Genomic DNA, 22,971 nt, shown 5'->3' with positions numbered 1-22,971 from the left:
GATGGGGCCGGCGCCCGAGAGAGGAGACGAACAGTGCACCGCATCCTGATCGTGGAGGACGAGGAACGCATCGCCTCCTTCGTCGAGAAGGGCCTGCGCGCCAACGGCTTCACCACCACGGTCGTCGGCGACGGCGACGAGGCGTACGACTATGCGGTCACCGGCGGCTTCGACCTGATGGTGCTCGACATCGGCCTGCCCGGCCGGGACGGCTTCACGGTGCTCCGGCAGCTGCGCGAGGCCCGGGTGACCGTCCCGGTGATCGTGCTGACCGCCCGCGACTCCGTACGGGACACGGTGGCCGGCCTGGAGGGCGGCGCCGACGACTGGATGACCAAGCCCTTCCGCTTCGAGGAGCTGCTCGCCCGGGTGCGGCTCAGGCTGCGCACCGCGGCCCGCGCGCCGGAGGTGACCGTGCTGCGCAACGGTCCCCTGACGCTCGATCTGCGGACCCGCAGGGCGCGCGCCGGCGACCGGCTCGTCGACCTCACGGCCCGCGAGTTCGTACTGCTCGAGCTGTTTCTGCGCCATCCGGGACAGGTGCTGTCCCGCGAGCAGATCCTGTCCCATGTCTGGGGCTACGACTTCGACCCCGGATCCAACATCGTGGACGTCTACGTACGGGCGCTGCGCAAGAAGCTCGGTGCGGAGCGGCTGGAGACGGTGCGCGGTATGGGTTACCGACTGCCGGCCGGAGACTGACCGGCCCCGCTCCAGCCGGGCGATCCGCTCGGTGAACTTCCCTTCATGAAGGCCTCATTCGGCACTCACGGCCGGCCCGAAGACTGCCGTACGTGACACTGAATCTCCGGCAGACGGCAACCCTCTGTGTGGCCCTCAGCATCTGCGCGCTCCTCCTCGTACCGGGGAACTTCCCGGAGCTGAGCGGCCAGGCGCGGCTCACCCTGGGCGTCTTCACCCTCGCCACCTGCGCCTGGATCGCCACTCCGATCGACGACACCTACATCGCGCTCGGCGCCGGGCTCGCCCTGACCACGACCGGGGTGATCAGCAGCGAGACCCTCTTCGGCACCCTGGGCGACGAGACGGTGTGGCTGCTGATCTGCGCCTTCGTGCTCGCCGCCGCGGTGGCCCGCACCGGGCTCGCGGGCCGGGCGGCGGCCTTCCTGGTGAGCGGGGCGCGTACGGTACGTCAGCTCACCCATCTGACGACCGCGGCGCTGGTCGTCACCGCCTTTGCCGTACCGGCGACTTCGGGCCGTGCCGCGCTCGCCCTGCCGGTCTTCCTGGCCCTCGCGAAGGTGCTGGCCGGCCGCGGGCGCCTGGTGGTGATGCTGGCCCTGCTCTTCCCGACGGTGATCCTGCTGTCCGCGGTCGCCACGCTGATCGGCGCGGGCGCGCATCTCATCACGGTGTCCGTGCTGTGGGAGGCGACCGGCGACCGGATCGGCTTCACCCAGTGGCTGCTGCTCGGGCTGCCGCTCGCGGTGGCCTCGTCCCATCTGGCTGCCGAAGTGGTGCTGTTGACGACCACGAGACGCGCGGACCGGTGCGGCCCGGTGTCGATCAGCGCGCAGCAGATCCAGGAGCACAGCGACCGGCCGGTCACCGGGCCGCTCGCGCAGGACGAGACGCGCTGCGCGCTGCTCCTCGCCACGGTGGTCGCCCTGTGGTGCAGCGAGCCGCTGCACCAGGTGCCGCCCGCGGTGGTCGCCCTGATCGGCGCGGTCGTGGCGGCCTCCCCCGCGCTCGGCACCGTACGGCTCAAGGACGCGCTGAAGACCGTGCCCTGGGCGCTGTTGCTCTTCATGGCCGCGACGATGGCGATGGGTGTGGCGCTCGCGGAGTCCGGTGCGGCGAAGTGGCTGGTGTCGCATCTGCCCGACTCGCTGTCGCCCTGGATGTTCCTCGCCGCCGTGATCGCGGTCAGTACGGCCGCACATCTGGTCCTGCAGTCGCGTTCGGCGCGGTCCTCGGTCCTGGTGCCGCTGGTGGTGGCGGCCGCGATCGGCGCGGGGGTGAATCCGGTGGCCGCCGCGCTCGCCTCCACCGCGGCGGCCGGCTTCTGCCACACACTGCCCGCCTCCGCGAAGCCGGTGACGCTCTTCGCCGAGATCCCCGGCACGCCCACCTACACGCCCGGCGATCTGCTGCGGATGTCCGCCCTGCTCGCGCCGCTCACGGCCGCCCTTGTGCTGCTCTTCGCCGTCGCCGTGTGGCCGCTGCTCGGCGTGCCCGTACTCACCCCGTGACCCGCACCGCTGCCCCAAGTACCCACCCCCTGAAGGGAATCCGAGCATGCTGACCCGATTCGCCGTCGCCCCGAGCGGCTTCAAGGAGTCGCTCTCCGCCCAGGCCGCCGCGGCTGCCATCGCCGACGGGGTCCGCCGGGTGGTCCCGGACGCCGAGGTCGATCTGATCCCGCTGGTGGACGGTGGCGAGGGGACGGCCGCGACGCTGGCCGCCGCGAGCGGTGGGCGACTCGTCGGGCTCTCGGCCACCGGCCCGGTCGGCACGCCCGTGAACGGCCACTTCGCGCTGCTCGACGCGGACACCGCGGTCGTCGAGATGGCGGCGGTGGCCGGACTCGCCCTCGTACCGCGCGCAGTGCGCGACCCCGGCGCCACCACCACCTACGGCGTGGGCGAGCTGATCCGCGCGGCTCTCGACGCCGGCGCCCGTCGCATCCTGGTGGGCTGCGGCGACTCGGGTACGTCCGACGGCGGCGCCGGCGCCCTGCAGGCCCTCGGCGCCCGGCTGCTCACCGCGGACGGCGGCGAACTCCCTTACGGCGGCAGCCGGTTGAGCTCGCTGTCCCGGATCGACACCGCCGGGCTCGACCCGCGCCTGGCCGACACCGCGATCGAGGTCGCCTGCAATCCCTACAACGTGCTGTGCGGCCCTCGCGGAGTCGCCCGGGTCTTCGGCCCGCAGAAGGGCGCGTCCCCCGACCGGGTCGAGGAGCTGTCGGCCGCCCTGGAGCACTGGGCCGCCGTACTGGGCCGCGATCTGCCCACGGGGACGGACCTGCGCCTGGGTGCCGGGACCGGCGCCTCCGGCGGTCTCGGCGCGGGACTCGCGGCACTCGGCGCCCGGCTCCGCCCGCGTTTCGACGTGCTCCTCGACCATCTCGACCTGGACGCCCGGCTGGCCCGTGCCGATCTCGTACTCACCGCCGAGGGCGCCCTCGACCACCAGACGCCGCGCGGCAAGGTGCCCGCCGAGGTGGCCCGGCGGGCCAAGCGGTCCGGGCGCCCGGTGCTGGTCCTGGCGGGCACCATCGGCGAGGGGGCGCACCACGTCGAGGCGGTCGGCGTGGACGCGTACAGCTCGATCCTGCCCGCGCCCGTATCGCTGCACGAGGCGCTCGGCCGGGGCGCCGAGTTCCTCACCGACGCCACCGAACGCGCCCTCAGAATGATCAGCCTCGGCACCCGGCTGGCCGCATAGTGCCTGCGTCAGGCGCTGGTGTCCGGGACGCAACGGCCGTCCTCGGTACGGTAGTTCCACCGCGCGCCGTCGCGGACCAGCTCGCCCACGGCCCGTACGAAACGGTCCACGTGCTCGTCGGGCGTACCGGCACCGAAGCTCACCCGGATCGCGTTGAGCGACTTCTGGCCGGGTGCCGCCTCGGGGGCGCCGCACTCGCCCTGCTCCTGCGGGTCGCTGCCGAGCAGGGTGCGCACCAGCGGGTGGGCGCAGAACAGTCCGTCGCGTACGCCGATCCCGTACTCGGCGGAGAGCGCGGCGGCGAAGTGCGAGCTGTTCCAGCCGTCGACGACGAAGGAGAGCACCCCGACCCGGGCGGCGTCGTCGCTGAACAGGGAGAGCACCCGCACCTCGGACACCTCGGCGAGGCCGGCCCGCAGCTTGGCGATCAACTCCTGCTCACGGGCGACGAGTCGGTCGAAGCCGGCCTCGGTGAGCGCCTTGCAGGCGGAGGCGATGGAGTATGCGCCGATGACGTTCGGCGAACCGGCCTCGTGGCGGGCGGCGGTGGTGTGCCACTCGACGTCGACGCCGCCGTCCTCGCGCCGGGAGACGGCTCGCGAGGCGCCGCCGCCGGCCAGGTAGGGCTCGGCCTCCTGCAGCCAGTCGGACCGTCCGGCGAGCACGCCGGCGCCGAACGGGGCGTACAGCTTGTGCCCGGAGAAGGCGACCCAGTCCACGTCCAGGTCGGCGATGTCGACGGGGTGGTGCGGGGCCAGCTGCGCGGCGTCGAGCACGATCCGCGCGCCGTGGGCGTGTGCGGCCGCGGCGAGCTCCCGTACGGGCCAGATCTCGCCGGTCACGTTGGAGGCGCCGGTGACGCAGACCAGGGCCGGACCGTGGGGCTCGCGCTGGGCGAGGGCGCGCTCCAGGGTGGCGACGGCCTCGTCGGGCGTACGCGGGGCGTTGAGGTAGGTGACGCGGGCGTCCCGCCACGGCAGCAGGGAGGCGTGGTGCTCGGTCTCGAAGACGAAGACCTGGCAGTCGGCGGGGAGCGCGGCGGCGAGCAGGTTCAGCGAGTCGGTGGTGGAGCGGGTGAAGACGACCTGGTCGCCGGCGCGGCAGCCGAGGAACTCCTCGACGGTGCGGCGGCTGTTCTCGAAGAGGTCGGTGGAGAGCTGCGAGAGGTAGCCGGCGCCGCGGTGCACGCTGCCGTAGTACGGGGCGTAGGCGGCGACGTCGTCCCAGACGCGCTGCAGGGCGGGGGCGCTCGCGGCGTAGTCCAGGGCGGCGTAGGTGACTTCGCCGCCGGTGACGAGCGGGACGCTGACGTCGCGGCCGAGCACCTCGAGGGGCGTACAGGCGGCGGCGTCGGCGGCGGCGGCGGTGGCGGTGACAGTGGTGGCAGCAGACATGGCGAACTCCCGTGACAGGCAGGCGAATTCACTGCGCGAGCGGTGCGGGTGCGTTGGCACTGGGCTCGGGGCACGGGGCACACGTCGGCGCAGGAGAAAGGGAAAAGGGTGTGACCGGAGGTGGGGCGGAGGCGCCCTATCGCATTCGCTTGCTCACGAGACTGCTCCCTCGAGGACCAGGACCCCAGGGCTGCAGGGGTCCGCGCTTGCCGCAGACCTCGCTGCCTACGGCCTGGTCTTCACCCGGGGCACCCCGCCACGGACGGAGGGTTGCCGGACAGCGGGCCGGGGCCTAGTCGCTGTCGCTCATGACCTGCGGAGAACGTATGCGAAGCGACGCGCTTCGCGCAACACGGGGTCCACATACCGGACCACCACCTCAGCCCGTCCGGCTACCTCAGCCCGTGCGGCGCCATTTCAGCCCGTCCGGCGATTGAGGACATCTTTTGACCGGCGGCACGCAACCCCCCAGCCCGTCCGGCGTTTGAGGACATCTTTTGACCGGACGCACCGCTCGGGTGCGGTCTACCGATGTCCTCAAACGCCGGACGGGCTGAGTTGCGCACCGCACGGGCTGAGTTGCGCACCGCACGGGCTGAGTTGCTCGCCGGACGGGCTGAAGGGCACACCCGACGAGCTCAATGGCCAAAGCCGCGCTGCAAGGCGCTACGCGTTGCTGACCTCGACCCAGCGCGCCAACGCGCGCCCCGCCGCGCCGGAGTCGATGGACTCCTCCGCACGCTCCATCCCCGCGCGAATCTGCGAAGCAAGAGACCCCGAACCCGGTCGCACCGCGACCAACGCCGCGGCAGAGTTCAACACGACCGCATCGCGGACCGGCCCCCGCTCCCCGTCGAGCAGCCGCCGCGCGACCTCCGCATTGAACGAGGGGTCACCACCCCGCAACGCGTCGATCGCCACCGGCTCGATGCCGACGTCCCGCGGGTCGAAGACCTCCTCCCGCACCGCGCCGTCCCGCACCACCCACACCCGCGAAGTGCCCGTCACGGTCAGCTCGTCGAGCCCGTCGTCCCCGCGGAAGACGAGCGAGGAGTTGCCGCGTTCGGCGAAGACTCCGGCCACCACGGGTGCCATCCGGACATCGGCCACGCCGACCGCCTGGGCCCGCACCTGGGCCGGGTTGGTCAGCGGGCCGAGCAGATTGAAGACGGTACGAATGCCGAGCTGGCCGCGCGCGGCGCCCGCGTACCGCAGCGCCGGGTGGAACTTCACGGCGAAGCAGAAGGTGATACCGGCTTCCTCGGCGACCTCGCGGACCCGCTGCGGCGTCAGGTCCAGGTTGACGCCGAGCTTCTCCAGTACGTCCGAGGCCCCGGAGGCCGACGACGCGGCGCGGTTGCCGTGCTTGACCACCTTGGCGCCCGCGCCGGCCACCACGATCGCGGACATGGTGGAGATGTTGACGGTCTTGGCGCCGTCACCGCCGGTCCCGACGATGTCGACGGTCTCGCCCGGCACCTCGATCACATTGGCGTGCTCGTACATCGCCCGTACGAGCCCCGTGATCTCCTCCACCGTCTCGCCCTTGGCCCGCAGCGCCACCGCGAACGCCGCGATCTGCGCGTCGGTCGCCTCGCCCTGCATGATGCGGTCCATCGCCCAGGCGGTGTCGTCGGCGCTCTGGTCGCGGCCGTCGAGCAGGCCGTTCAGTACGCCGGGCCAGGAACGGGCCGCCGCGGTGTCGCCTCCAGCGGGGTGCACAGCGCTCATGGTCGCTCCTGGTGTCGTTGCGGCGTATACGGGACGGGGCTCAGCCTAGCCAAGCCCCGGGACCGCAAAGAGCCCCGTCCAGCGAATGGACGGGGCTCAGAGCGGTGGCACAGCAGGTACTGCCGGGTACTGCCGGTGGGATCAGTGGTGGCCGTGGCCGCTGGTGATCTCCTTGTACTCGTCCGCCGTGGGCTTGGGGATCTGGTTGTCCTCCCCGTAGTAGCCCTCGGAGAGCTTGGCGCGCAGCTTCTGCGAGGCGGACACCTTGCGCTCCACGCCGTTCTCGTCGGTCGTGGCACCGATGGCGACCGGCTCGTACTGCTCGTGTGCCGTGAGGGTGTGCAGGTCCTCCTGGCTGAGCGGCTCGTGCACCTCGATGAACTCACCGTGCGGCAGCCGCTTGATGATGCCGGACTCGCGGCCGTGCAGGACCTTGTCCTTGTCGCGGCGCTGCAGTCCGAGGCAGATCCGCTTGGTGGCGACGAAGGCGAGCACCGGTGCGACGAAGAACGCGATCCGGACGAACCAGGTGATCGCATTGATCGACAGATTGAAGTGCGTCGCCCAGATGTCGTTACCACCACCGACGAGCAGGACGAAGTACCAGGTCAGCCAGGCGACACCGAAGGCCGTACGGGTCGGGGCGTTGCGCGGGCGGTCCAGGATGTGGTGCTCGCGCTTGTCCCCGGTGACCCAGGACTCGATGAACGGGTACACCGCGATCGACACCAGGACCAGCGGGAAGATGATCAGCGGGATGAACACACCCAGGACGAGCGTGTGGCCCCACAGATTGATCTCCCAGCCAGGCATCACACGGATCAGGCCCTCGGAGAAGCCCATGTACCAGTCGGGTTGGGCACCGGTGCCGACCATGTCCGGCCGGTACGGGCCGATCGCCCAGATCGGGTTGATCGAGGCGACCGCCGCGACGACCGCGATCACACCGAACACCAGGAAGAAGAACCCGCCGGCCTTCGCCATGTACACCGGGAGCAGCGGCATGCCGACGACGTTCTTGTTCGTCTTGCCGGGGCCCGCGAACTGGGTGTGCTTGTGGTAGAAGACCAGGATCAGATGCGCCACGAGCAGGCCGAGCATGATGCCCGGCAGCAGCAGGATGTGGATCGAGTAGAACCGGGCCACGAAGTCGCCGCCCGGGAACTCCCCGCCGAACAGGAACATCGACAGATAGGTGCCGACGACCGGTACGGACAGGATCGCGCCCTGCATGAAGCGCACACCGGTACCGGAGAGCAGGTCGTCCGGCAGCGAGTAACCGGTGAAACCGGTGAACATGCCGAGGACGAGCAGCAGGAAGCCGAAGACCCAGTTGACCTCACGCGGCTTGCGGAACGCGCCGGTGAAGAAGACGCGCATCATGTGGACCAGCATCGCGGCCACGAAGATCAGCGCCGCCCAGTGGTGGATCTGCCGGATCAGCAGACCGCCGCGGACGTCGAAGCTGATGTGCATCGTCGAGTTGAACGCCTCGGACACCAGCTGGCCCTGCATGGGGATGTAACTGCCGTGGTACTCCACCTCGTTCATCGACGGGTGGAAGAACAGCGTCAGGTACACACCCGTGAGGATGATGATGATGAAGCTGTAGAGGCAGATCTCGCCCAGCATGAAGGACCAGTGGTCCGGGAAGATCTTCCGCATGTTGGCCTTGGCGAGGCCGTAGATGCCCAGCCTGCCGTCGGCCCAGTCGGCGACCCGCTCGCCCGCGGGCGCCTTGCGCCCCGAGTCGGCCGCGGGTGCGGTCTTGGTCTCTTCAGTACTCATCCGCGCTCCCAGAAGGCAGGACCGACGGGCTCTTCGAAGTCGCCGAGCGCCTCGAGGTAGCCCTCCTCGTTCACGCCGATGCGCAGCTGCGGCAGGGCGTGACCGGCCGGGCCGAAGATGACTCGGGCGCCGTCGGAGAGGTCGAAGGTGGACTGGTGGCACGGGCAGAGGACGTGGTGCGTCTGCTGCTCGTACAGGGAGATCGGGCAACCCACGTGGGTGCAGATCTTCGAGTAGGCGACGATGCCCTCGTGCGCCCACTCGCGCTGCTGCTTGTCCTTGATGTCGTCCGGCTTGATGCGGACGACCATCAGGGCGGCCTTGGCGATCTGCGTCTGGAAGTCGTGGTCGTGCTCCTCCAGGCCCTCCGGCTTGCAGAAGGTCAGGGAGCCGACGCGGACGTCCGAGGGACGCAGCGGCTCGTTGGTGTTCTGGTTGACCAGGAGCTTGCCCTTGGACCACAGCGTGTGGCGCAGCTTGTCCTCCGGCAGCGGACCGAGGTCGCGAAGCAGCACCAGGCCGGACAGCGGGACCAGGGTCAGCGCACCGAACATGGTGTTGCGGATCAGCTTGCGGCGACCGAAGCCGGACTCCTTGGCACCCTGCCGGAAGTCGTCCATGACCTTGGCCTTGACCTCGGGGGTGGCCTCGATCGGGTGCCGCTCGTCGGCGATCTCCACGTCGGACATCAGGGTGCGGGCCCAGTGGACCGCGCCGGCGCCGATGCAGAACAGCGCGATGCCCAGGGTCAGCCCGAGCGAGAAGTTGAGCGCGCTGATCCGGCCGAACGGGAAGATGTAGACGATCTTGTCGACCGGGAAGGCCACGAAGGACGCGATGAACGCGACCGTGGCCACCATGGACAGCGTGAACAGCAGGGCGACGGTGCGCTCGGAGCGCTTGGCGGCCCGCTCGTCGATGTCCTGGATGCGGTGCTCGTGGGGCGGAAGACCCGGATCCGCGAACGGGTCCTTGGCGTCCGCCTCCGCGACCGCGGCGTGACCGGCGTCCTGCTCGCTCGGCAGGTTCTCTTCTGGAATGTCTTGGGTACTCATGACTTCCTGGCCTTTGCGGTCCGCGCGGCAACCCAGACGGCGACGCCGATCAGCGCGCCGAGCCCGAAGATCCAGGCGAACAGCCCCTCACTGACCGGGCCGAGTCCCCCCAGGGTGAGTCCGCCCGGGTTGTCGGCCTTCTCGCTGTTGACCGACTGGAGGTAGCCGATGATGTCGCGCTTCTGCTGCTCCGGCATCGTGGTGTCGGGGAAGGACGGCATGTTCTGCGGGCCGGTCTGCATGGCCTCGTAGATGTGCTTGGGCGAGACGTCCGCAAGATTCGGCGCGTACTTGCCGTGCGTGAGCGCGCCGCCCTGACCGGTGAAGTTGTGGCACTGCGCGCAGTTGTTGCGGAACAGCTCGCCACCCTTGCCGATGTCGGCGCCCTCGGGGTTGTACTGCTTCTCGGTGGGCGTGACGGGACCGGCTCCGAGCGACGCGATGTACGCCGAGAGCTGGTCGATCTCCGCCTGCGAGTAGATGGCCTTCTTCTTGGGCACCTGGGCGCCCGGCTGCTGGGCGGGCATCCGGCCCGTGCTCACCTGGAAGTCGACGGCTGCGGAGCCGACGCCCACCAGGCTGGGGCCGTCGGAGCCGCCCTGACCGCCGGTTCCGTGGCAGCTGGAGCAGCCCACGGAGTAGAGCTTCTTGCCCTCGTCGATGGCGAGGGACTGGGCGGTTTCTTCGGCCTGCGCCTTGTCCGCCGGCGCGAACGCGGCGTACAGCCCCCCGGTGGCCGCCAGCGCGAGGAGTAGGACGACGACCGCCGCCAGCGGATGGCGTCGTCGTGCGGAGAGCTTTTTCACGGATTACCCCGGTGTCAGGATCTTCTGCGTCGATGCTTCTGGACTGTGTCCGGTATGCCGCCGGTGCGGTGCCGGGTTACTTGATCATGTAGATCGTGGCGAAGAGGCCGATCCAGACGACATCGACGAAGTGCCAGTAGTAGGACACGACGATGGCGGCGGTTGCCTGCTCGTGGGTGAACCTCCTGGCCGCGTAGGTCCTCCCGAGGACGAGGAGGAAGGCGATGAGCCCGCCCGTCACGTGCAGGCCGTGGAAGCCGGTGGTCAGGTAGAACACGGAGCCGTACGGGTCGGACGAGAGTGAGAGCCCCTCGTGCTTGACCAGCTCCGTGTACTCGAGGACCTGACCTCCGATGAACACCGATCCCATGATGAAGGTCACGATGAACCACATCCGGAGCTTCTTCACGTCCCCGCGCTCGGCGGCGAAAACGCCGAGCTGGCAGGTGAGTGAAGAGAGCACCAGGATCGTGGTGTTCGTGAGGGAGAACGGGAAGTTCAGGGCCGAGGCCATTTCCTTCCAGTGCTCGGCACCCGTAACCGAACGCAGGGTGAAGTACATCGCGAAAAGGGCCGCGAAGAACATCAGCTCGGAACTCAGCCAGATGATGGTTCCGACGCTGGTGAGGTTCGGCCGATTGACCGACGGGTGCGCGTGCCCGGTATCTACTGTCGTTGCTGTCGCCACGACCGACATTATGTCGGTCGCTTATCCCGCCCTCACCCCGGGGGGTGCCGTTCGGAGTGTTCCGCCCCGATGTCCAGCCCGGATGGCCCATCGAAGGCCTGTCCGTACCGGTGTTGACGGGGTGTTGGACGGAGTAGCATCCGGCCATCGGTTCATGACCGGCAGGGCCCTCACCGGGCCGGAAGCTCCGACAGCCCAGACGGCCAACTGACAGCGCAGTCACGGAGGAACGATGCAGGCGACCGCCACGGTCCTGGTCTACAGCGACAACGCCGACACCCGCGAACAGGTGCGCCTTGCCACGGGACGGCGCCCGGCGGCCGACGTACCCCAGGTGCGGTTCATCGAGTGCGCCACGATGCCCGCGGTACTCAAGGAGCTCGGCGAGGGCGGCGTGGACGTCTGCGTCCTGGACGGCGAGACCACTCCCGCGGGTGGCATGGGCGTCTGCCGGCAGATCAAGGACGAGATCTTCAACTGCCCGCCCGTACTGCTGCTCATCGGCCGCCCGCAGGACGCCTGGCTGGCCACCTGGAGCCGCGCGGAGGCAGCCGTGACGCTGCCCGTGGAGCCCGTCGAGTTCGCCTCGGCCCTGGCCCAGCTGCTGCGCACACGGTTGGCCATCGGGGCCTAGGGATCGTCCCTGCGGGCGTCGCGTGCGCCCGCAGGGCCCGCAGTCCGCGAGACGCCCCGTGGGGCGCCCGGGCGGCATCGGGTCAGACCTGTGGCCGCAGCCGCGCGGCGTCGACCTTGCTGCGCCCGTCGGGGGCGTCGCCGAACACGGCGCTGCCCGCACGCCACTTGTTCCAACTGAGATTCCAGTCACCCAGGCCGTTGCCGAAGGCGGGCATGTCCTCGCCGTCGCTGTTGACGGTCCGCACCAGGTCGCCCTGCCGTACGGTCTCGTAGAACCAGGCGGCGTTGCCGGTGCTCATGCCCACACAGCCGTGGCTGACGTTGGCCGCCCCGTGCGAGCCCACCGACCAGGGCGCCGCGTGCACGTACTCACCCGTGTCGGTGAGTCTCGTCGCGTAGTACACGGGCAGGTCGTACGAGTCCGAAGTGCCCTCGGCGATGCCGATGCTGGTCCCGCGCATCCGGACGAAGTACTCCTTGCCGAGCACCACCTTGGTGCCGTTGCGGGTGGAGAAGCCGGGCTTGCCGGTCGTCACCGGGATCGAGTTGATCTCCTCGCCGTTGCGGTACACCGTCATGTAGTGAGCGCCGGCGTCCGCGACGGCCTCGATACGGTCGCCCGTCTTCAGCTTCAGCGGCTTGGACTCGCCGCCCCTGAGCTTGTCGGTGACCTTGATGCCGCGCAGGTTCGAGCTGACCTCGATGGTCGCGTTCGCGGGCCAGTAGTCCTTCGGGCGGTAGTGCAGCTTCTTGCTGTCCACCCAGTGCCAGGATCCCTCGGCGGCCGGCTGTGAGCGGACCTTGAGGGCCCGTTCGACCACCGCTCGGGCCTCCTTGTCCTTCACCGGTTCGCTGAGCTCGGCCGTGACGGGCTGGCCGACCCCGTACGTCCCCGCCTCCGGGCCGAACTCGACCTTCAGCTGCTTCTTCTTGGCGGCGCCCGTCTCGAAGGTGAGCTGCTTGCGGCCCGGCGAGCCGTCCTCGTTCTCCGTGCTGACCCGGACCGTGTACATCGCCTCGGCGGCCAGCGGCGTCGTGGAGTGCCAGCGGGTGCCGTCGGCGGAGAGTTCGCCCGCCACGTAGCGGCCGGCCGCGTCGGTGGCCGTCACATCGGTGATGCGGCCGTCGTCGCCCTGCCCGGTGACCTCGATGGGCTTGTCCGGGTCGGCCTTCTTGCCTTCGGAGGGACCGTTGAAGTCGACCTGGCCCGCCGCGTCGTACGGCTGCGCCGAGAGCGGATGGCCGTCGGTGCTGCCGCAGCCCACGGCGCCCGCCCCGAGGGCGACGACAAGGAGCGTGCAGCTCAGTACCGTGCGGATTCGCGGTGAGTGGCTCATGGTCCGACGGTATGAACCACCGTCAATTCCGGCGCGTCGGGTGACCCGTACGAGGGTCACCCGACGGGGCAAAAGAGGGACCCGGACCTCCTGGTGGAGTGTCCGGGTCCCTCGGGCAGTGCGGTGTGTTACTGGTTCTGGCTCTCTCCGCGGTAGTACTCGAAGACCCAGCCCCACAGTCCGACCAGCAGCAGCGGCGCCGAGAAGTACAGCAGCCACCAGCCGATCGCGACGCCCAGGAAGGCCAGGGCGCCGCCGACACCGAGCGCGAGCGGCTGCCAGCTGTGCGGGGAGAAGAACCCCACCTCGCCGGCCTCGTCCGCGACATCGGCCTCCTTGTTGTCCTGGGCCATCGCGTCGACGCGGTTGGCCGTGAACGCCAGGTAGAAGCCGATCATCAGGCTCAGCCCGAAGGACAGGACCAGCGCCGTCGTACCGACCGGCTCCTTCGACCAGACGCCGTACACGGCCGCCATGATCAGCAGGAAGACGCTGAGCCAGAGGAACATCTTGCCCTGGATCTTCACTTGCCGGCCTCCTTGCTGCCGGAGAGGGCCGAGGCCCCGTGCCCGGAGTGCCCGAGCTGGTCGATGGCGGAGATCTCAGGGTGGTGCAGGTCGAACGCCGGGGATTCGGACCGGATCCGCGGCAGCGTGAGGAAGTTGTGCCGCGGCGGCGGGCAGGAGGTCGCCCACTCCAGCGAACGCCCGTAGCCCCAGGGGTCGTCGACCTCGATCTGCTTGCCGTACTTGGCCGTCTTCCAGATGTTGTAGAAGAACGGCAGGATCGACATGCCGAGCAGGAACGAGCTGATCGTGGAGATGGTGTTCAGCGCGGTGAACCCGTCGGCCGCGAGGTAGTCCGCGTACCGGCGCGGCATGCCCTCGGCGCCCAGCCAGTGCTGGACCAGGAACGTGCCGTGGAAGCCGACGAACAGCGTCCAGAAGGTGATCTTGCCGAGGCGCTCGTCCAGCATCTTGCCGGTGAACTTCGGCCACCAGAAGTGGAATCCGGCGAACATCGCGAAGACGACGGTGCCGAACACCACGTAGTGGAAGTGCGCCACCACGAAGTACGAGTCCGAGACGTGGAAGTCCATCGGCGGCGAAGCCAGGATGACACCGGTCAGACCACCGAAGAGGAAGGTGATCAGGAAGCCGATCGACCAGAGCATCGGTGTCTCGAAGGAGAGCGATCCCTTCCACATCGTGCCGATCCAGTTGAAGAACTTCACACCGGTCGGTACCGCGATGAGGAAGGTCATGAAGGAGAAGAACGGCAACAGCACGCCGCCCGTCACATACATGTGGTGCGCCCAGACCGTCACCGAGAGGCCGGCGATGGCGATCGTCGCGCCCACCAGACCCGAGTAACCGAAGATCGGCTTCCGCGAGAAGACCGGGATGACCTCGGAGACGATGCCGAAGAACGGCAAGGCGATGATGTACACCTCTGGATGCCCGAAGAACCAGAACAGATGCTGCCAGAGCAGCGAACCTCCGTTCTCCGGACTGAAGATCTGCGCTCCGAACTTACGGTCCGCCTCCAGGGCGAACAGCGCGGCGGCGAGCACCGGGAAGGCGAGGAGCACGAGCACACCGGTCAGCAGGACGTTCCAGGTGAAGATCGGCATCCGGAACATCGTCATGCCAGGGGCACGCATGCAGATGATCGTGGTGATGAAGTTGACCGAGCCGAGGATCGTGCCGAAGCCGGAGAAGGCCAGACCCATGATCCACATGTCGGCGCCGACACCCGGCGAACGCACCGCGTCGGACAGCGGCGAGTACGCGAACCAGCCGAAGTCCGCGGCACCCTGCGGGGTGAGGAAGCCGGCCACCGCGATGATCGAGCCGAACAGGTAGAGCCAGTAGGCGAACATGTTCAGGCGCGGGAACGCGACGTCGGGGGCGCCGATCTGCAGCGGCATGATCCAGTTCGCGAAGCCGGCGAACAGGGGCGTCGCGAACATCAGCAGCATGATCGTGCCGTGCATCGTGAACGCCTGGTTGAACTGCTCGTTCGACATGATCTGCGTGCCGGGACGGGCGAGTTCGGCGCGCATGAAGAGCGCCATCACGCCGCCGATGCAGAAGAACGCGAACGACGTGATCAGGTAGAGCGAACCGATCGTCTTGTGGTCAGTGGTGGTGAGCCACTTGACGACGACATTGCCCGGCTCCTTGCGCCGTACCGGCAGCTCGTTCTCGTATGAGTCGTCGGCTGCGGCGGCACCCTGGGGTTCGTTGAGGATGCTCACAGTTGGTTCTTCTCCGCATTCCTGGCCGGGTCCGTCTGCTCGATGCCCGACGGGACGTAGCCGGTCTGGCCCTTCTCGGCCAGCTCCTCGAGATGCTCCTTGTAGCGCTCGGGGGAGACGACCTTGACGTTGAAGAGCATCCGGGAGTGATCGACGCCGCAGAGCTCGGCGCACTTACCCATGAAGGTGCCCTCCTTGTTCGGAGTCACCTCGAAGGTGTTGGTGTGTCCCGGGATGACGTCCTGCTTCATCAGGAACGGCACCACCCAGAAGGAGTGGATGACATCGCGGGAGGTCAGGACGAACCGGACCTTCTCGCCCTTCGGCAGCCACAGGGTCGGGCCCGGGTTCTTGTTCTGCGGATTGCGTTCGCCGGGAGTGCCGACGTGGTGCACACCGCCCGCGTTGTCCGGGAACTGCTCGACGAACCGGTTGGGGATCGCCTTGAGGTTCTCGTCCTTCTTCGCGTCGCCGCTCGAGCCCTCGACGTCCTCGATGTAGTTGAAGGCCCAGCTCCACTGGAAGCCGACCACATTGATGGTGTGGGTGGGCTTCTCGTCGAGCGCGAGGAGCTTCGACTCGTCACGAGCGGTGAAGTAGAAGAGGACCGAGACGATGATCAGCGGGACCACGGTGTACAGCGCCTCGATGGGCATGTTGTACCGGGTCTGCTGGGGAACCTCGACCTTGGTGCGGCTGCGCCGGTGGAAGATGACACTCCACAGGATCAGGCCCCATACGAGCACGCCCGTGACGAGGGCTGCCGCCCACGAGCCCTGCCAGAGCGACAGGATCCGCGGCGCCTCCTCCGTGGTCGGGGTCGGCATGCCGAGGCGGGGAAAGTCCTTGTATGTGCATCCTGTGGCGGATGCCAGGATCAGGCCCGCAGTCAGCGCCTGGAGCAGCTTCCGCCGCATCGGGCGCCGCGACATGGGGGTACCGCCCACGCCCTTCAGGCGGTGGGGGAGGTCGGAGCCGTTGGGACTCACGTAGCGCCTTCCCGAGAGTCTCGCCCGCTCGGCCGGGCTCGTCCTTGGAGGTGGTCGGGCTCCGGACCCTGTACGGGCAGGGTTTGGATGTTTATGCGGACCAAACCCTACTGGACGCTATTTGGGGTCGCGCGGGGAGGGTGCCCAACGCGCCGCGGCACTCCCCGAAGGGGTGGTGAGCAGGCGCCCCGGCACTCCGATTCGGCGGCTCGGCGCGGTATCTGACGGAGGCTCCACCGGTTCGCCGGGGCATCCCGGCCGGTCGGTGAGTCGTCTGTACGAGGCGGGGCACGGGTCGCCGCAGCTCGTCCCGGGACCGGGGTTAGCGTGAGCGCGTGCCCTACTTCGACGCCGCATCCTCCGTCCCTCTGCACCCGGTGGCCCGGCAGGCCCTCGAGGCCTCCCTCGACGAGGGCTGGGCCGACCCGGCCCGGCTCCATCGGGAGGGCCGGCGCGCCAGGTTGCTGCTCGATGCCGCGCGCGAGGCGGCCGCGGATGCGGTGGGGTGCCGGCCGGACGAGCTGGTGTTCACCTCCTCCGGTACGCGTGCGGTGCATGCGGCGATGTCCGGCGCGCTGGCCGGCCGGTCGCGGGTGGGGCGGCATCTCGTGGTGTCCTCCGTCGAGCATTCGTGCGTACTCCATTCGGCGGCGGCGCACGAGGCGTCGGGCGGTGAGGTGCAGGAGGTGCCCGTCGACCGTGCGGGGCGGGTCGATCCGGCGGAGTTCGCCGCGCTGCTGCGGGCGGACACCGCGCTGGCCTGTCTGCAGTCGGCCAACCACGAGGTGGGCACGCGGCAGCCGGTGCCGGAGGTGGCGTCTGCGTGTCGTGCCGCGGGGGTTCCGCTCCTGGTGGACGCGGCGCAGTCGTTGCTGTGGGGGCCGGTGCCGGGTGACTGGTCGCTGCTCGCGGGCAGTGCGCACAAATGGGGCGGTCCGTCCGGTGTCGGTCTTCTCGTCGTACGCAAGGGAGTGCGCTTCGCGCCACAAGGCCCGTCCGACGAACGGGAGTCGGGCCGGGCCGCCGGCTTCGAGAACATCCCGGCGGTGGTCGCCGCGGCGGCCTCGCTGCGGGCGGTACGGGCGGAGGCGGCCCAGGAGGCGGCCAGGCTGCGCGAGTTGACGGACCGGATCCGGCGTCGGGTGGCCGAACTGGTGCCGGACGTGGAGGTGGTCGGCGATCCGGAGCGGCGGCTGCCGCATCTGCTGACCTTCTCGTGTCTCCATGTCGATGGAGAGACCCTGCTGCACGAGCTGGACCGGGCCGGCTTCTCGGTGTCGTCGGGCTCCTCGTGCACCAGCTCCACCCTGACGCCCAGCCATGTCCTGAAGGCGATGGGTGTGCTCAGCGAGGGGAACATCCGGGTGTCGCTGCCGCTGGGCACCGCGGACGACGACGTCGACCGGTTCCTGCAGGTGGTGCCCGGAGCGGTGGCGGAGGTGCGCGCCAAACTGGGCGTGCCGGCCGCAGGGGACCCGGCGGACGCCTCGGCCGGCGAGGACGCATCGGCGGAGCTGGTCGTCGACGCGCTCGGCAAGCGGTGCCCGATCCCGGTGATCGAACTGGCCAAGGTGATCGGCCGGGTGCCGGTGGGCGGCACGGTGACGGTCCTGTCGGACGACGCGGCCGCCCGCCTCGACATCCCGGCCTGGTGCGAGATGCGCGAGCAGGCCTACGAGGGCGAGCAGCCGGTGGACGGGGGCGTGGCGTACCGGGTGCGGCGGCTCACCTGAGGGGCGCGGCCCCGCCTCGTGCGACGGCGGCCCCCGGTCCGCATTCCTCGCGCGTGAGCGAGAGGGCGGGCCGGGGGCCGCTGTCATGAATCGGGTGCGTCCGCGGGGCGTGATCCCCTGCGGCACATGCTCGGTCGCGGACTACGACAGATGCTCGCGGACCTCGGTCGCCGCGTCGTAGCCGTAGGCCTTGGTGAAGCGGTCCATGAAGGTGACGCCGCGCAGCGTGTACTCCTGGGTGCCGAGGGTCTCGATGACCAGGGTGGCCAGCATGCAGCCGACCTGGGCGGCGCGCTCCAGGCCGACGCCCCAGCCGAGCCCGGACAGGAAGCCGGCGCGGAAGGCGTCGCCGACGCCGGTCGGGTCGACCTTGGCGGTCTCCTCCGGGCAGCCGACCTCGATCGGGTCCTCGCCCACGCGCTCGATGCGGACGCCGCGGGCGCCGAGCGTGGTGACCCGGTGACCGACCCGCTCGAGGACCTCCTGGTCGCTCCAGCCGGTCTTGGTCTCGATGAGCCCCTTCTCGTACTCGTTGGAGAAGAGGTACGTCGCGCCGTCCATGAGGGTGCGGATCTCCTCGCCGTCCATGCGGGCGATCTGCTGCGAGAAGTCGGCGGCGAACGGGATGCTGCGGCTGCGGCACTCCTCGGTGTGGCGGAGCATCGCCTCCGGGTCGTCGGCGCCGATCAGCACCAGGTCGAGGCCGCCGACTCGCTCGGCGACGGAGTGCAGCTCGATGAGGCGGGCCTCGCTCATCGCGCCGGTGTAGAAGGAGCCGATCTGATTGTGGTCGGCGTCCGTGGTGCAGACGAAGCGGGCGGTGTGCAGCACCTCCGAGATCCGTACGGAGGCGGTGTCCACACCGTGCCGGTCGAGCCAGGCGCGGTACTCGTCGAAGTCGGCGCCCGCGGCGCCGACCAGGACCGGGCCTGCGCCCAGCTGGCCCATGCCGAAGGCGATGTTGGCACCGACGCCTCCTCTGCGTACGTCGAGGTTGTCGACGAGGAACGAGAGAGAGACCGTGTGCAGCTGATCCGCGACCAGTTGGTCGGCGAAACGGCCGGGGAAGGTCATGAGGTGGTCGGTGGCGATGGAGCCGGTGACTGCGATACGCACGGCTGAGTCTCCTGCGGGAGGCGACGGGAGGAGCTGACGCTTCACGCTACCGGGTCCCGGCCGCTTCACTGAACAGGCAAAACTACCCGATAGTAGACCTTTCTCATGGGGGTGTGCCGTGCGTACGGTTCCGTTATGTCGACCCATACCGGCCTGCCGGAGCACTCCGACCTCGATCTGGACCAGCTGCGCGGGGACTGCGCGCGGATGGTCGCGCACTGGTCGACCCCGGCCGAGCCGACCACCGCACCAGTGGCTCCGTCCCTGATCCACGGCGTGCGGGTGCCGAGCACCTCGGCGCGCATGCTCGACCAGATGTCGGACTACGGGGACTAGCTCCGGCCCTCGCACACCTCGCCCTGATCCTCGGGGACGCCGCCTTGAGGGGCGCGTTCCGGGAACCGTGCGCCCCTCCGCTTCGTCCCATCGTCGATTCCTCATCCGGGGAACATTCTCCGGGGACATTCTGGGGACATGACGTACGGCCCTGGGCCGGCGCAGGCGAAGGAGCGATGCGGTGAGCACCGAACGACCGGACGAGAGCGGCCCCCGCCGACGACGCACTCCGCTGGCCGTCGTGTCCGTCGCGGCCGCGGTACTGATCGCCGGGGGTGGCGGCGCGTATCTGGCCACCAACGCCTCCGGGGACAGCCCGCGCGCCGATGCGGGTGCGGGCGCGGACGGCGCCACTCCCCCGCCGTTGGACCTGGACGGCCACACCGAAGGCGTGGCGCCCGGCGAGCCCGCACCGGGCGGGGTGATCTACCGCGCCGCGGACAAGCTGCCCGACGGGCCGGACTCGGCGCCGGTGTACCGGGCGAAGGCGAAGGTCGACTCCGCGAGCGTCGCGAAGCTGGCCGAGGCGCTCGATGTGAAGGGCTCCCCGCGGGCCGAGGGCAACACCTGGCGGGTGGGCAACCCGAAGGACGGACCGCTGCTCCAGGTCGGCCGTGCGGCCCCGGGCGCCTGGACGTACACGCTGCACCGCCCGAGCGACACCGACAACTGCCCCAAGGGAAAGGCCTGTACGACGGTCGGCGGCTCGGCGGGGACGGCGCGCGGCTCGGCCGACGACAGCAAGGCGGTCAGCGAGGCGGCCGCGAAGAAGGCCGCCGCCCCGGTCCTGAAGGCGCTCGGCCTGAGCGACGCGAAGACCGACGCCGAGCAGACCATGGGCGCGGTACGGGTGGTCAACGCCGACCCGGTGATCGGCGGTCTGCCGACCTACGGCTGGTCGGTCGGCATCCAGGTGGGCCCCGACGGTGTGGTCAGCGGCGGCAGCGGCCGGCTGAGCGAGCCCGTGAAGGGCGCCGAGTATCCGGTGGCGGGTGCCGAGAAGACGCTGGAGCGACTGAACTCCGCCGGCTCGGGCAAGCCCCGCGGCGGCATCGGCGGCTGCGCGAGTGCGGTACCGCAGGACGTCGGCTCGACCACGAAGGACGACGCGGGCACCGGCAAGGACGGCGGCGTCGCAAGCAAGCCGGTCGCCCCCTGCGCGCCGGACGGCAAGCCCACCTCATCGGGCAAGAAGCCCGCCCCCGTGGACGTACGGAGCGCCGAGTTCGGCCTCGCCGTGCACTTCGAGAACGGGCGGCACACATTGGTGCCTTCGTGGCTGTACACCGTGCGGAACAACGGCTCGGACCGCGATGTCACCCTCACGCACCCCGCGGTGGAGCCGAAGTTCCTGGCCGCGCCGCGCTCCGCGGAGCCGACGCCGGCACCCACCGGGACCGAGCCGCCGCGGGACGGCACCGAGCAGGGCCCGCGCAGCGTGCGCCCCGAGTCCTACGACGCCGACGGCAGGACCCTGACGCTGAAGTTCTGGGGCGGGGTGTGCAGCAAGTACAGCGCTGACGCGAAGGAGAAGGGCGACCGGGTCGAGGTGCGCATCACCGGGACGCCGATCAAGAAGGACACCGCCTGCATCATGATCGCCAAGCAGCAGACGGTGAAGGTCACGCTGGACAAGCCGCTCGGCGACCGCGAGGTCGTCGGGTCCAACGGGACGGCGCTGCCGAAGCGTTGACCGCGGCGGCAGGACGGCAGCAGCACGACACACAGCGGCCCGCCCTTCCCCTCGAGGGGAAGGGCGGGCCGCTCAGCTGCAGTCGGTCAGCTGAAGGAGTCGCCGCAGGCGCAGGAGCCGGTGGCGTTCGGATTGTCGATCGTGAAGCCCTGCTTCTCGATGGTGTCGACGAAGTCGATCGAGGCGCCGCCCAGGTACGGAGCGCTCATGCGGTCGGTGACCACCTTGACGCCGCCGAAGTCCTTGACGACGTCACCGTCGAGCGAGCGCTCGTCGAAGAACAGCTGGTACCGCAGGCCCGAGCAGCCGCCGGGCTGAACGGCCACGCGCAGCGCGAGATCGTCGCGACCCTCCTGCTCGAGCAGGGCCTTGACCTTGCCCGCGGCGGCGTCGGACAGGAGGATGCCGTCGCTGACCGTGGTCTTCTCGTCCGATACGGACATCTGCTTCTCTCCCGGGTTGTTCGGACTGCTTGCCGACGGCGACAACCGCCGTGGCCCCGGATTCATTCCGGGCGGGCTGAAGAAATATCCAGCGCCGTTCCTGTCCTTCATGCTCGCACACACCCGGTGGCTACGGTGCGGCCCGGCCGCCCGGGAATGCGTCACATCGACATGATGGCCATCGTCAAACTGACGTGAAGCGGTTATGATAGATAGCGTCATTTAGACGAGAAGGGGTCCTGGCGTCACCGCACGGACTCCGCGGGAGCGGCTCGCGCCGCACTCATCAACACGTAGAAAGGGTGCGTGACGTGACCACCGCCCAGCCTCGCCAGGATCTCGACGTAACCGCGACACCGCTCGCCCTGCTCCTGCTCGGCCGCGAGGCCGACCCGAGGAGCGAGCGCGGCGTGGAGTGCCCCGGCGACCTGCCCGCCGCATCCGACCCGGACCTGGTGGAGCGCGCCCGCGCGGCCAAGGAGAAGCTTGGGGACAAGGTCTTCGTGCTCGGCCACCACTACCAGCGCGACGAGGTCATCCAGTTCGCCGACGTCACCGGCGACTCCTTCAAGCTGGCCAGGGACGCCGCCGCGCGGCCCGAGGCCGAGTACATCGTCTTCTGCGGTGTGCACTTCATGGCCGAGTCGGCCGACATCCTCACCGGGGACGACCAGAAGGTGGTCCTGCCCGATCTCGCGGCCGGCTGCTCGATGGCCGACATGGCGAGCGCCGAGCAGGTCGCCGAGTGCTGGGACGTACTGACCGAGGCCGGCATCGCCGAACAGGTCGTGCCCGTCTCGTACATGAACTCCTCGGCGGACATCAAGGCGTTCACCGGCAAGCACGGCGGCACCATCTGCACCTCGTCCAATGCGAAACGGGCCCTCGACTGGGCCTTCGAGCAGGGAGCGCCCGGCGCCACCAAGGTGCTGTTCCTGCCCGACCAGCACCTCGGCCGGAACACCGCGGTACGGGACATGGGCATGTCCCTCGACGACTGCGTGGTCTACAACCCGCACAAGCCCGGCGGCGGGCTCACCGTGGAGCAGCTGCGCGCGGCGAAGATGATCCTCTGGCGCGGTCACTGCTCGGTGCACGGCCGCTTCTCGCTCGACTCGGTGAACGACGTGCGCGAGCGCATACCGGGCGTCAATGTGCTGGTGCACCCCGAGTGCAAGCACGAGGTCGTCTCGGCGGCGGACTACGTGGGCTCGACGGAGTACATCATCAAGGCCCTGGAGGCGGCGCCCGCCGGCTCGAAGTGGGCGATCGGCACCGAGCTGAATCTGGTCCGCCGGCTCGCCAACCGCTTCGCGGACGAGGGCAAGGAGATCGTCTTCCTCGACAAGACGGTCTGCTTCTGCTCGACGATGAACCGGATCGACCTGCCGCACCTGGTGTGGACCCTGGAGTCGCTCGCGGAGGGCAACCTGGTCAACCGCATCGAGGTGGACAAGGAGACGGAGAGCTTCGCCAAGCTCGCGCTCGAGCGGATGCTGGCGCTTCCGTAGCAGCCACCCGTACCTACGCCGATGGGGCGCCCCGTTCGTGAACG

At 69.6% G+C, this 22,971-nt stretch carries 20 protein-coding genes and 1 riboswitch; of the genes, 8 read left to right on the top strand and 12 right to left on the bottom strand.

What is annotated here, in order from left to right; genetic code table 11:
* The first annotated feature begins 33 nt into the window (after positions 1-33).
* The 3 genes from DY218_RS26610 to DY218_RS26600 all read left to right on the top strand — a co-directional run bounded on the left by DY218_RS26610 (position 34) and on the right by DY218_RS26600 (position 3,411).
* A complete protein-coding gene (locus DY218_RS26610; protein ID WP_128558672.1) occupies positions 34-702 on the top strand; it encodes a response regulator transcription factor in 669 nt (222 codons plus the stop codon).
* A gap of 92 nt (positions 703-794) precedes the next feature.
* Positions 795-2,213: an SLC13 family permease gene (locus tag DY218_RS26605; RefSeq protein ID WP_199566862.1), complete on the top strand. Its 1,419-nt coding sequence runs from the start codon at positions 795-797 to the stop codon at positions 2,211-2,213.
* Between the two features lie 46 nt (positions 2,214-2,259).
* Positions 2,260-3,411: a glycerate kinase family protein gene (locus DY218_RS26600; RefSeq protein WP_128558671.1), complete on the top strand. Its 1,152-nt coding sequence runs from the start codon at positions 2,260-2,262 to the stop codon at positions 3,409-3,411.
* 8 nt (positions 3,412-3,419) lie between these two features.
* Here DY218_RS26600 and DY218_RS26595 read toward each other — a convergent pair whose 3' ends face one another.
* The 6 genes from DY218_RS26595 to ctaE form a co-directional block, all read right to left on the bottom strand.
* Positions 3,420-4,805, bottom strand: a complete 1,386-nt coding sequence (locus tag DY218_RS26595; protein ID WP_128558670.1) for an aminotransferase class V-fold PLP-dependent enzyme — start codon at positions 4,803-4,805, stop codon at positions 3,420-3,422.
* Positions 4,806-5,002: 197 nt separating this feature from the next.
* A riboswitch (SAM riboswitch) is annotated at positions 5,003-5,119 on the bottom strand.
* A 352-nt stretch (positions 5,120-5,471) separates the two neighbouring features.
* Entirely contained in the window at positions 5,472-6,536 is a 1,065-nt protein-coding gene (gene trpD, locus DY218_RS26590; RefSeq protein ID WP_128558669.1) for an anthranilate phosphoribosyltransferase, read from the bottom strand.
* A 141-nt stretch (positions 6,537-6,677) separates the two neighbouring features.
* Complete coding sequence (gene qcrB, locus DY218_RS26585; protein WP_128558668.1) at positions 6,678-8,324, bottom strand: cytochrome bc1 complex cytochrome b subunit; 1,647 nt, start codon at positions 8,322-8,324, stop codon at positions 6,678-6,680.
* Positions 8,321-9,379 (bottom strand): cytochrome bc1 complex Rieske iron-sulfur subunit, encoded by a 1,059-nt coding sequence (gene qcrA / locus DY218_RS26580; protein WP_128558667.1) that lies wholly within the window; start codon positions 9,377-9,379, stop codon positions 8,321-8,323. The genes qcrB and qcrA overlap by 4 nt, the downstream gene beginning before the upstream one ends.
* Positions 9,376-10,185: a cytochrome bc1 complex diheme cytochrome c subunit gene (gene qcrC, locus DY218_RS26575; RefSeq protein WP_128558666.1), complete on the bottom strand. Its 810-nt coding sequence runs from the start codon at positions 10,183-10,185 to the stop codon at positions 9,376-9,378. The genes qcrA and qcrC overlap by 4 nt, the downstream gene beginning before the upstream one ends.
* A 76-nt stretch (positions 10,186-10,261) precedes the next feature.
* On the bottom strand, positions 10,262-10,882 hold the full coding sequence (gene ctaE / locus DY218_RS26570) for an aa3-type cytochrome oxidase subunit III (RefSeq protein ID WP_128558665.1): 621 nt from the start codon (positions 10,880-10,882) through the stop codon (positions 10,262-10,264).
* Between the two features lie 223 nt (positions 10,883-11,105).
* On the opposite strand from ctaE, the gene DY218_RS26565 reads away from it, so the two are divergent.
* Positions 11,106-11,507 carry a hypothetical protein gene (locus DY218_RS26565; RefSeq protein WP_128558664.1) on the top strand — a complete coding sequence of 134 codons (402 nt, stop codon included), beginning with the start codon at positions 11,106-11,108 and terminating at the stop codon, positions 11,505-11,507.
* An 82-nt stretch (positions 11,508-11,589) separates the two neighbouring features.
* Here DY218_RS26565 and DY218_RS26560 read toward each other — a convergent pair whose 3' ends face one another.
* The 4 genes from DY218_RS26560 to ctaC all read right to left on the bottom strand — a co-directional run bounded on the left by DY218_RS26560 (position 11,590) and on the right by ctaC (position 16,095).
* Positions 11,590-12,846 (bottom strand): L,D-transpeptidase, encoded by a 1,257-nt coding sequence (locus tag DY218_RS26560; protein ID WP_128558663.1) that lies wholly within the window; start codon positions 12,844-12,846, stop codon positions 11,590-11,592.
* Positions 12,847-12,974: 128 nt separating this feature from the next.
* Positions 12,975-13,373 (bottom strand): cytochrome c oxidase subunit 4, encoded by a 399-nt coding sequence (locus tag DY218_RS26555; RefSeq protein ID WP_128558662.1) that lies wholly within the window; start codon positions 13,371-13,373, stop codon positions 12,975-12,977.
* Entirely contained in the window at positions 13,370-15,106 is a 1,737-nt protein-coding gene (gene ctaD, locus DY218_RS26550) for an aa3-type cytochrome oxidase subunit I (protein ID WP_128558661.1), read from the bottom strand. The genes DY218_RS26555 and ctaD overlap by 4 nt, the downstream gene beginning before the upstream one ends.
* Positions 15,103-16,095: an aa3-type cytochrome oxidase subunit II gene (gene ctaC, locus DY218_RS26545; protein WP_407703689.1), complete on the bottom strand. Its 993-nt coding sequence runs from the start codon at positions 16,093-16,095 to the stop codon at positions 15,103-15,105. Before ctaC ends, ctaD begins: the two co-directional genes overlap by 4 nt.
* Before the next feature lie 335 nt (positions 16,096-16,430).
* Here ctaC and DY218_RS26540 point away from each other — a divergent pair, with 335 nt between their 5' ends.
* Positions 16,431-17,828 carry a cysteine desulfurase/sulfurtransferase TusA family protein gene (locus DY218_RS26540; protein WP_128558660.1) on the top strand — a complete coding sequence of 466 codons (1,398 nt, stop codon included), beginning with the start codon at positions 16,431-16,433 and terminating at the stop codon, positions 17,826-17,828.
* A 141-nt stretch (positions 17,829-17,969) separates the two neighbouring features.
* Here the strand turns inward: DY218_RS26540 and DY218_RS26535 are convergent, their stop codons facing one another.
* Positions 17,970-18,944, bottom strand: a complete 975-nt coding sequence (locus DY218_RS26535; RefSeq protein ID WP_128558659.1) for a carbohydrate kinase family protein — start codon at positions 18,942-18,944, stop codon at positions 17,970-17,972.
* A gap of 135 nt (positions 18,945-19,079) precedes the next feature.
* Here DY218_RS26535 and DY218_RS26530 point away from each other — a divergent pair, with 135 nt between their 5' ends.
* Positions 19,080-19,280: a hypothetical protein gene (locus tag DY218_RS26530; RefSeq protein WP_128558658.1), complete on the top strand. Its 201-nt coding sequence runs from the start codon at positions 19,080-19,082 to the stop codon at positions 19,278-19,280.
* A 181-nt stretch (positions 19,281-19,461) separates the two neighbouring features.
* Positions 19,462-20,973 (top strand): hypothetical protein, encoded by a 1,512-nt coding sequence (locus DY218_RS26525; RefSeq protein WP_128558657.1) that lies wholly within the window; start codon positions 19,462-19,464, stop codon positions 20,971-20,973.
* A gap of 86 nt (positions 20,974-21,059) precedes the next feature.
* On the opposite strand, the gene DY218_RS26520 is transcribed toward DY218_RS26525, so the two are convergent.
* Positions 21,060-21,416, bottom strand: a complete 357-nt coding sequence (locus tag DY218_RS26520) for a HesB/IscA family protein (RefSeq protein WP_128558656.1) — start codon at positions 21,414-21,416, stop codon at positions 21,060-21,062.
* Positions 21,417-21,718: 302 nt separating this feature from the next.
* On the opposite strand from DY218_RS26520, the gene nadA reads away from it, so the two are divergent.
* On the top strand, positions 21,719-22,927 hold the full coding sequence (gene nadA / locus DY218_RS26515; protein ID WP_128558655.1) for a quinolinate synthase NadA: 1,209 nt from the start codon (positions 21,719-21,721) through the stop codon (positions 22,925-22,927).
* Positions 22,928-22,971: the final 44 nt, after the last annotated feature.

Origin of the sequence: Streptomyces triticagri, assembly GCF_003429565.1 — a bacterium.
In the GTDB taxonomy this organism is placed as follows: domain Bacteria; phylum Actinomycetota; class Actinomycetes; order Streptomycetales; family Streptomycetaceae; genus Streptomyces; species Streptomyces triticagri.
This window is presented reverse-complemented; position numbering and strand designations above follow the sequence as displayed.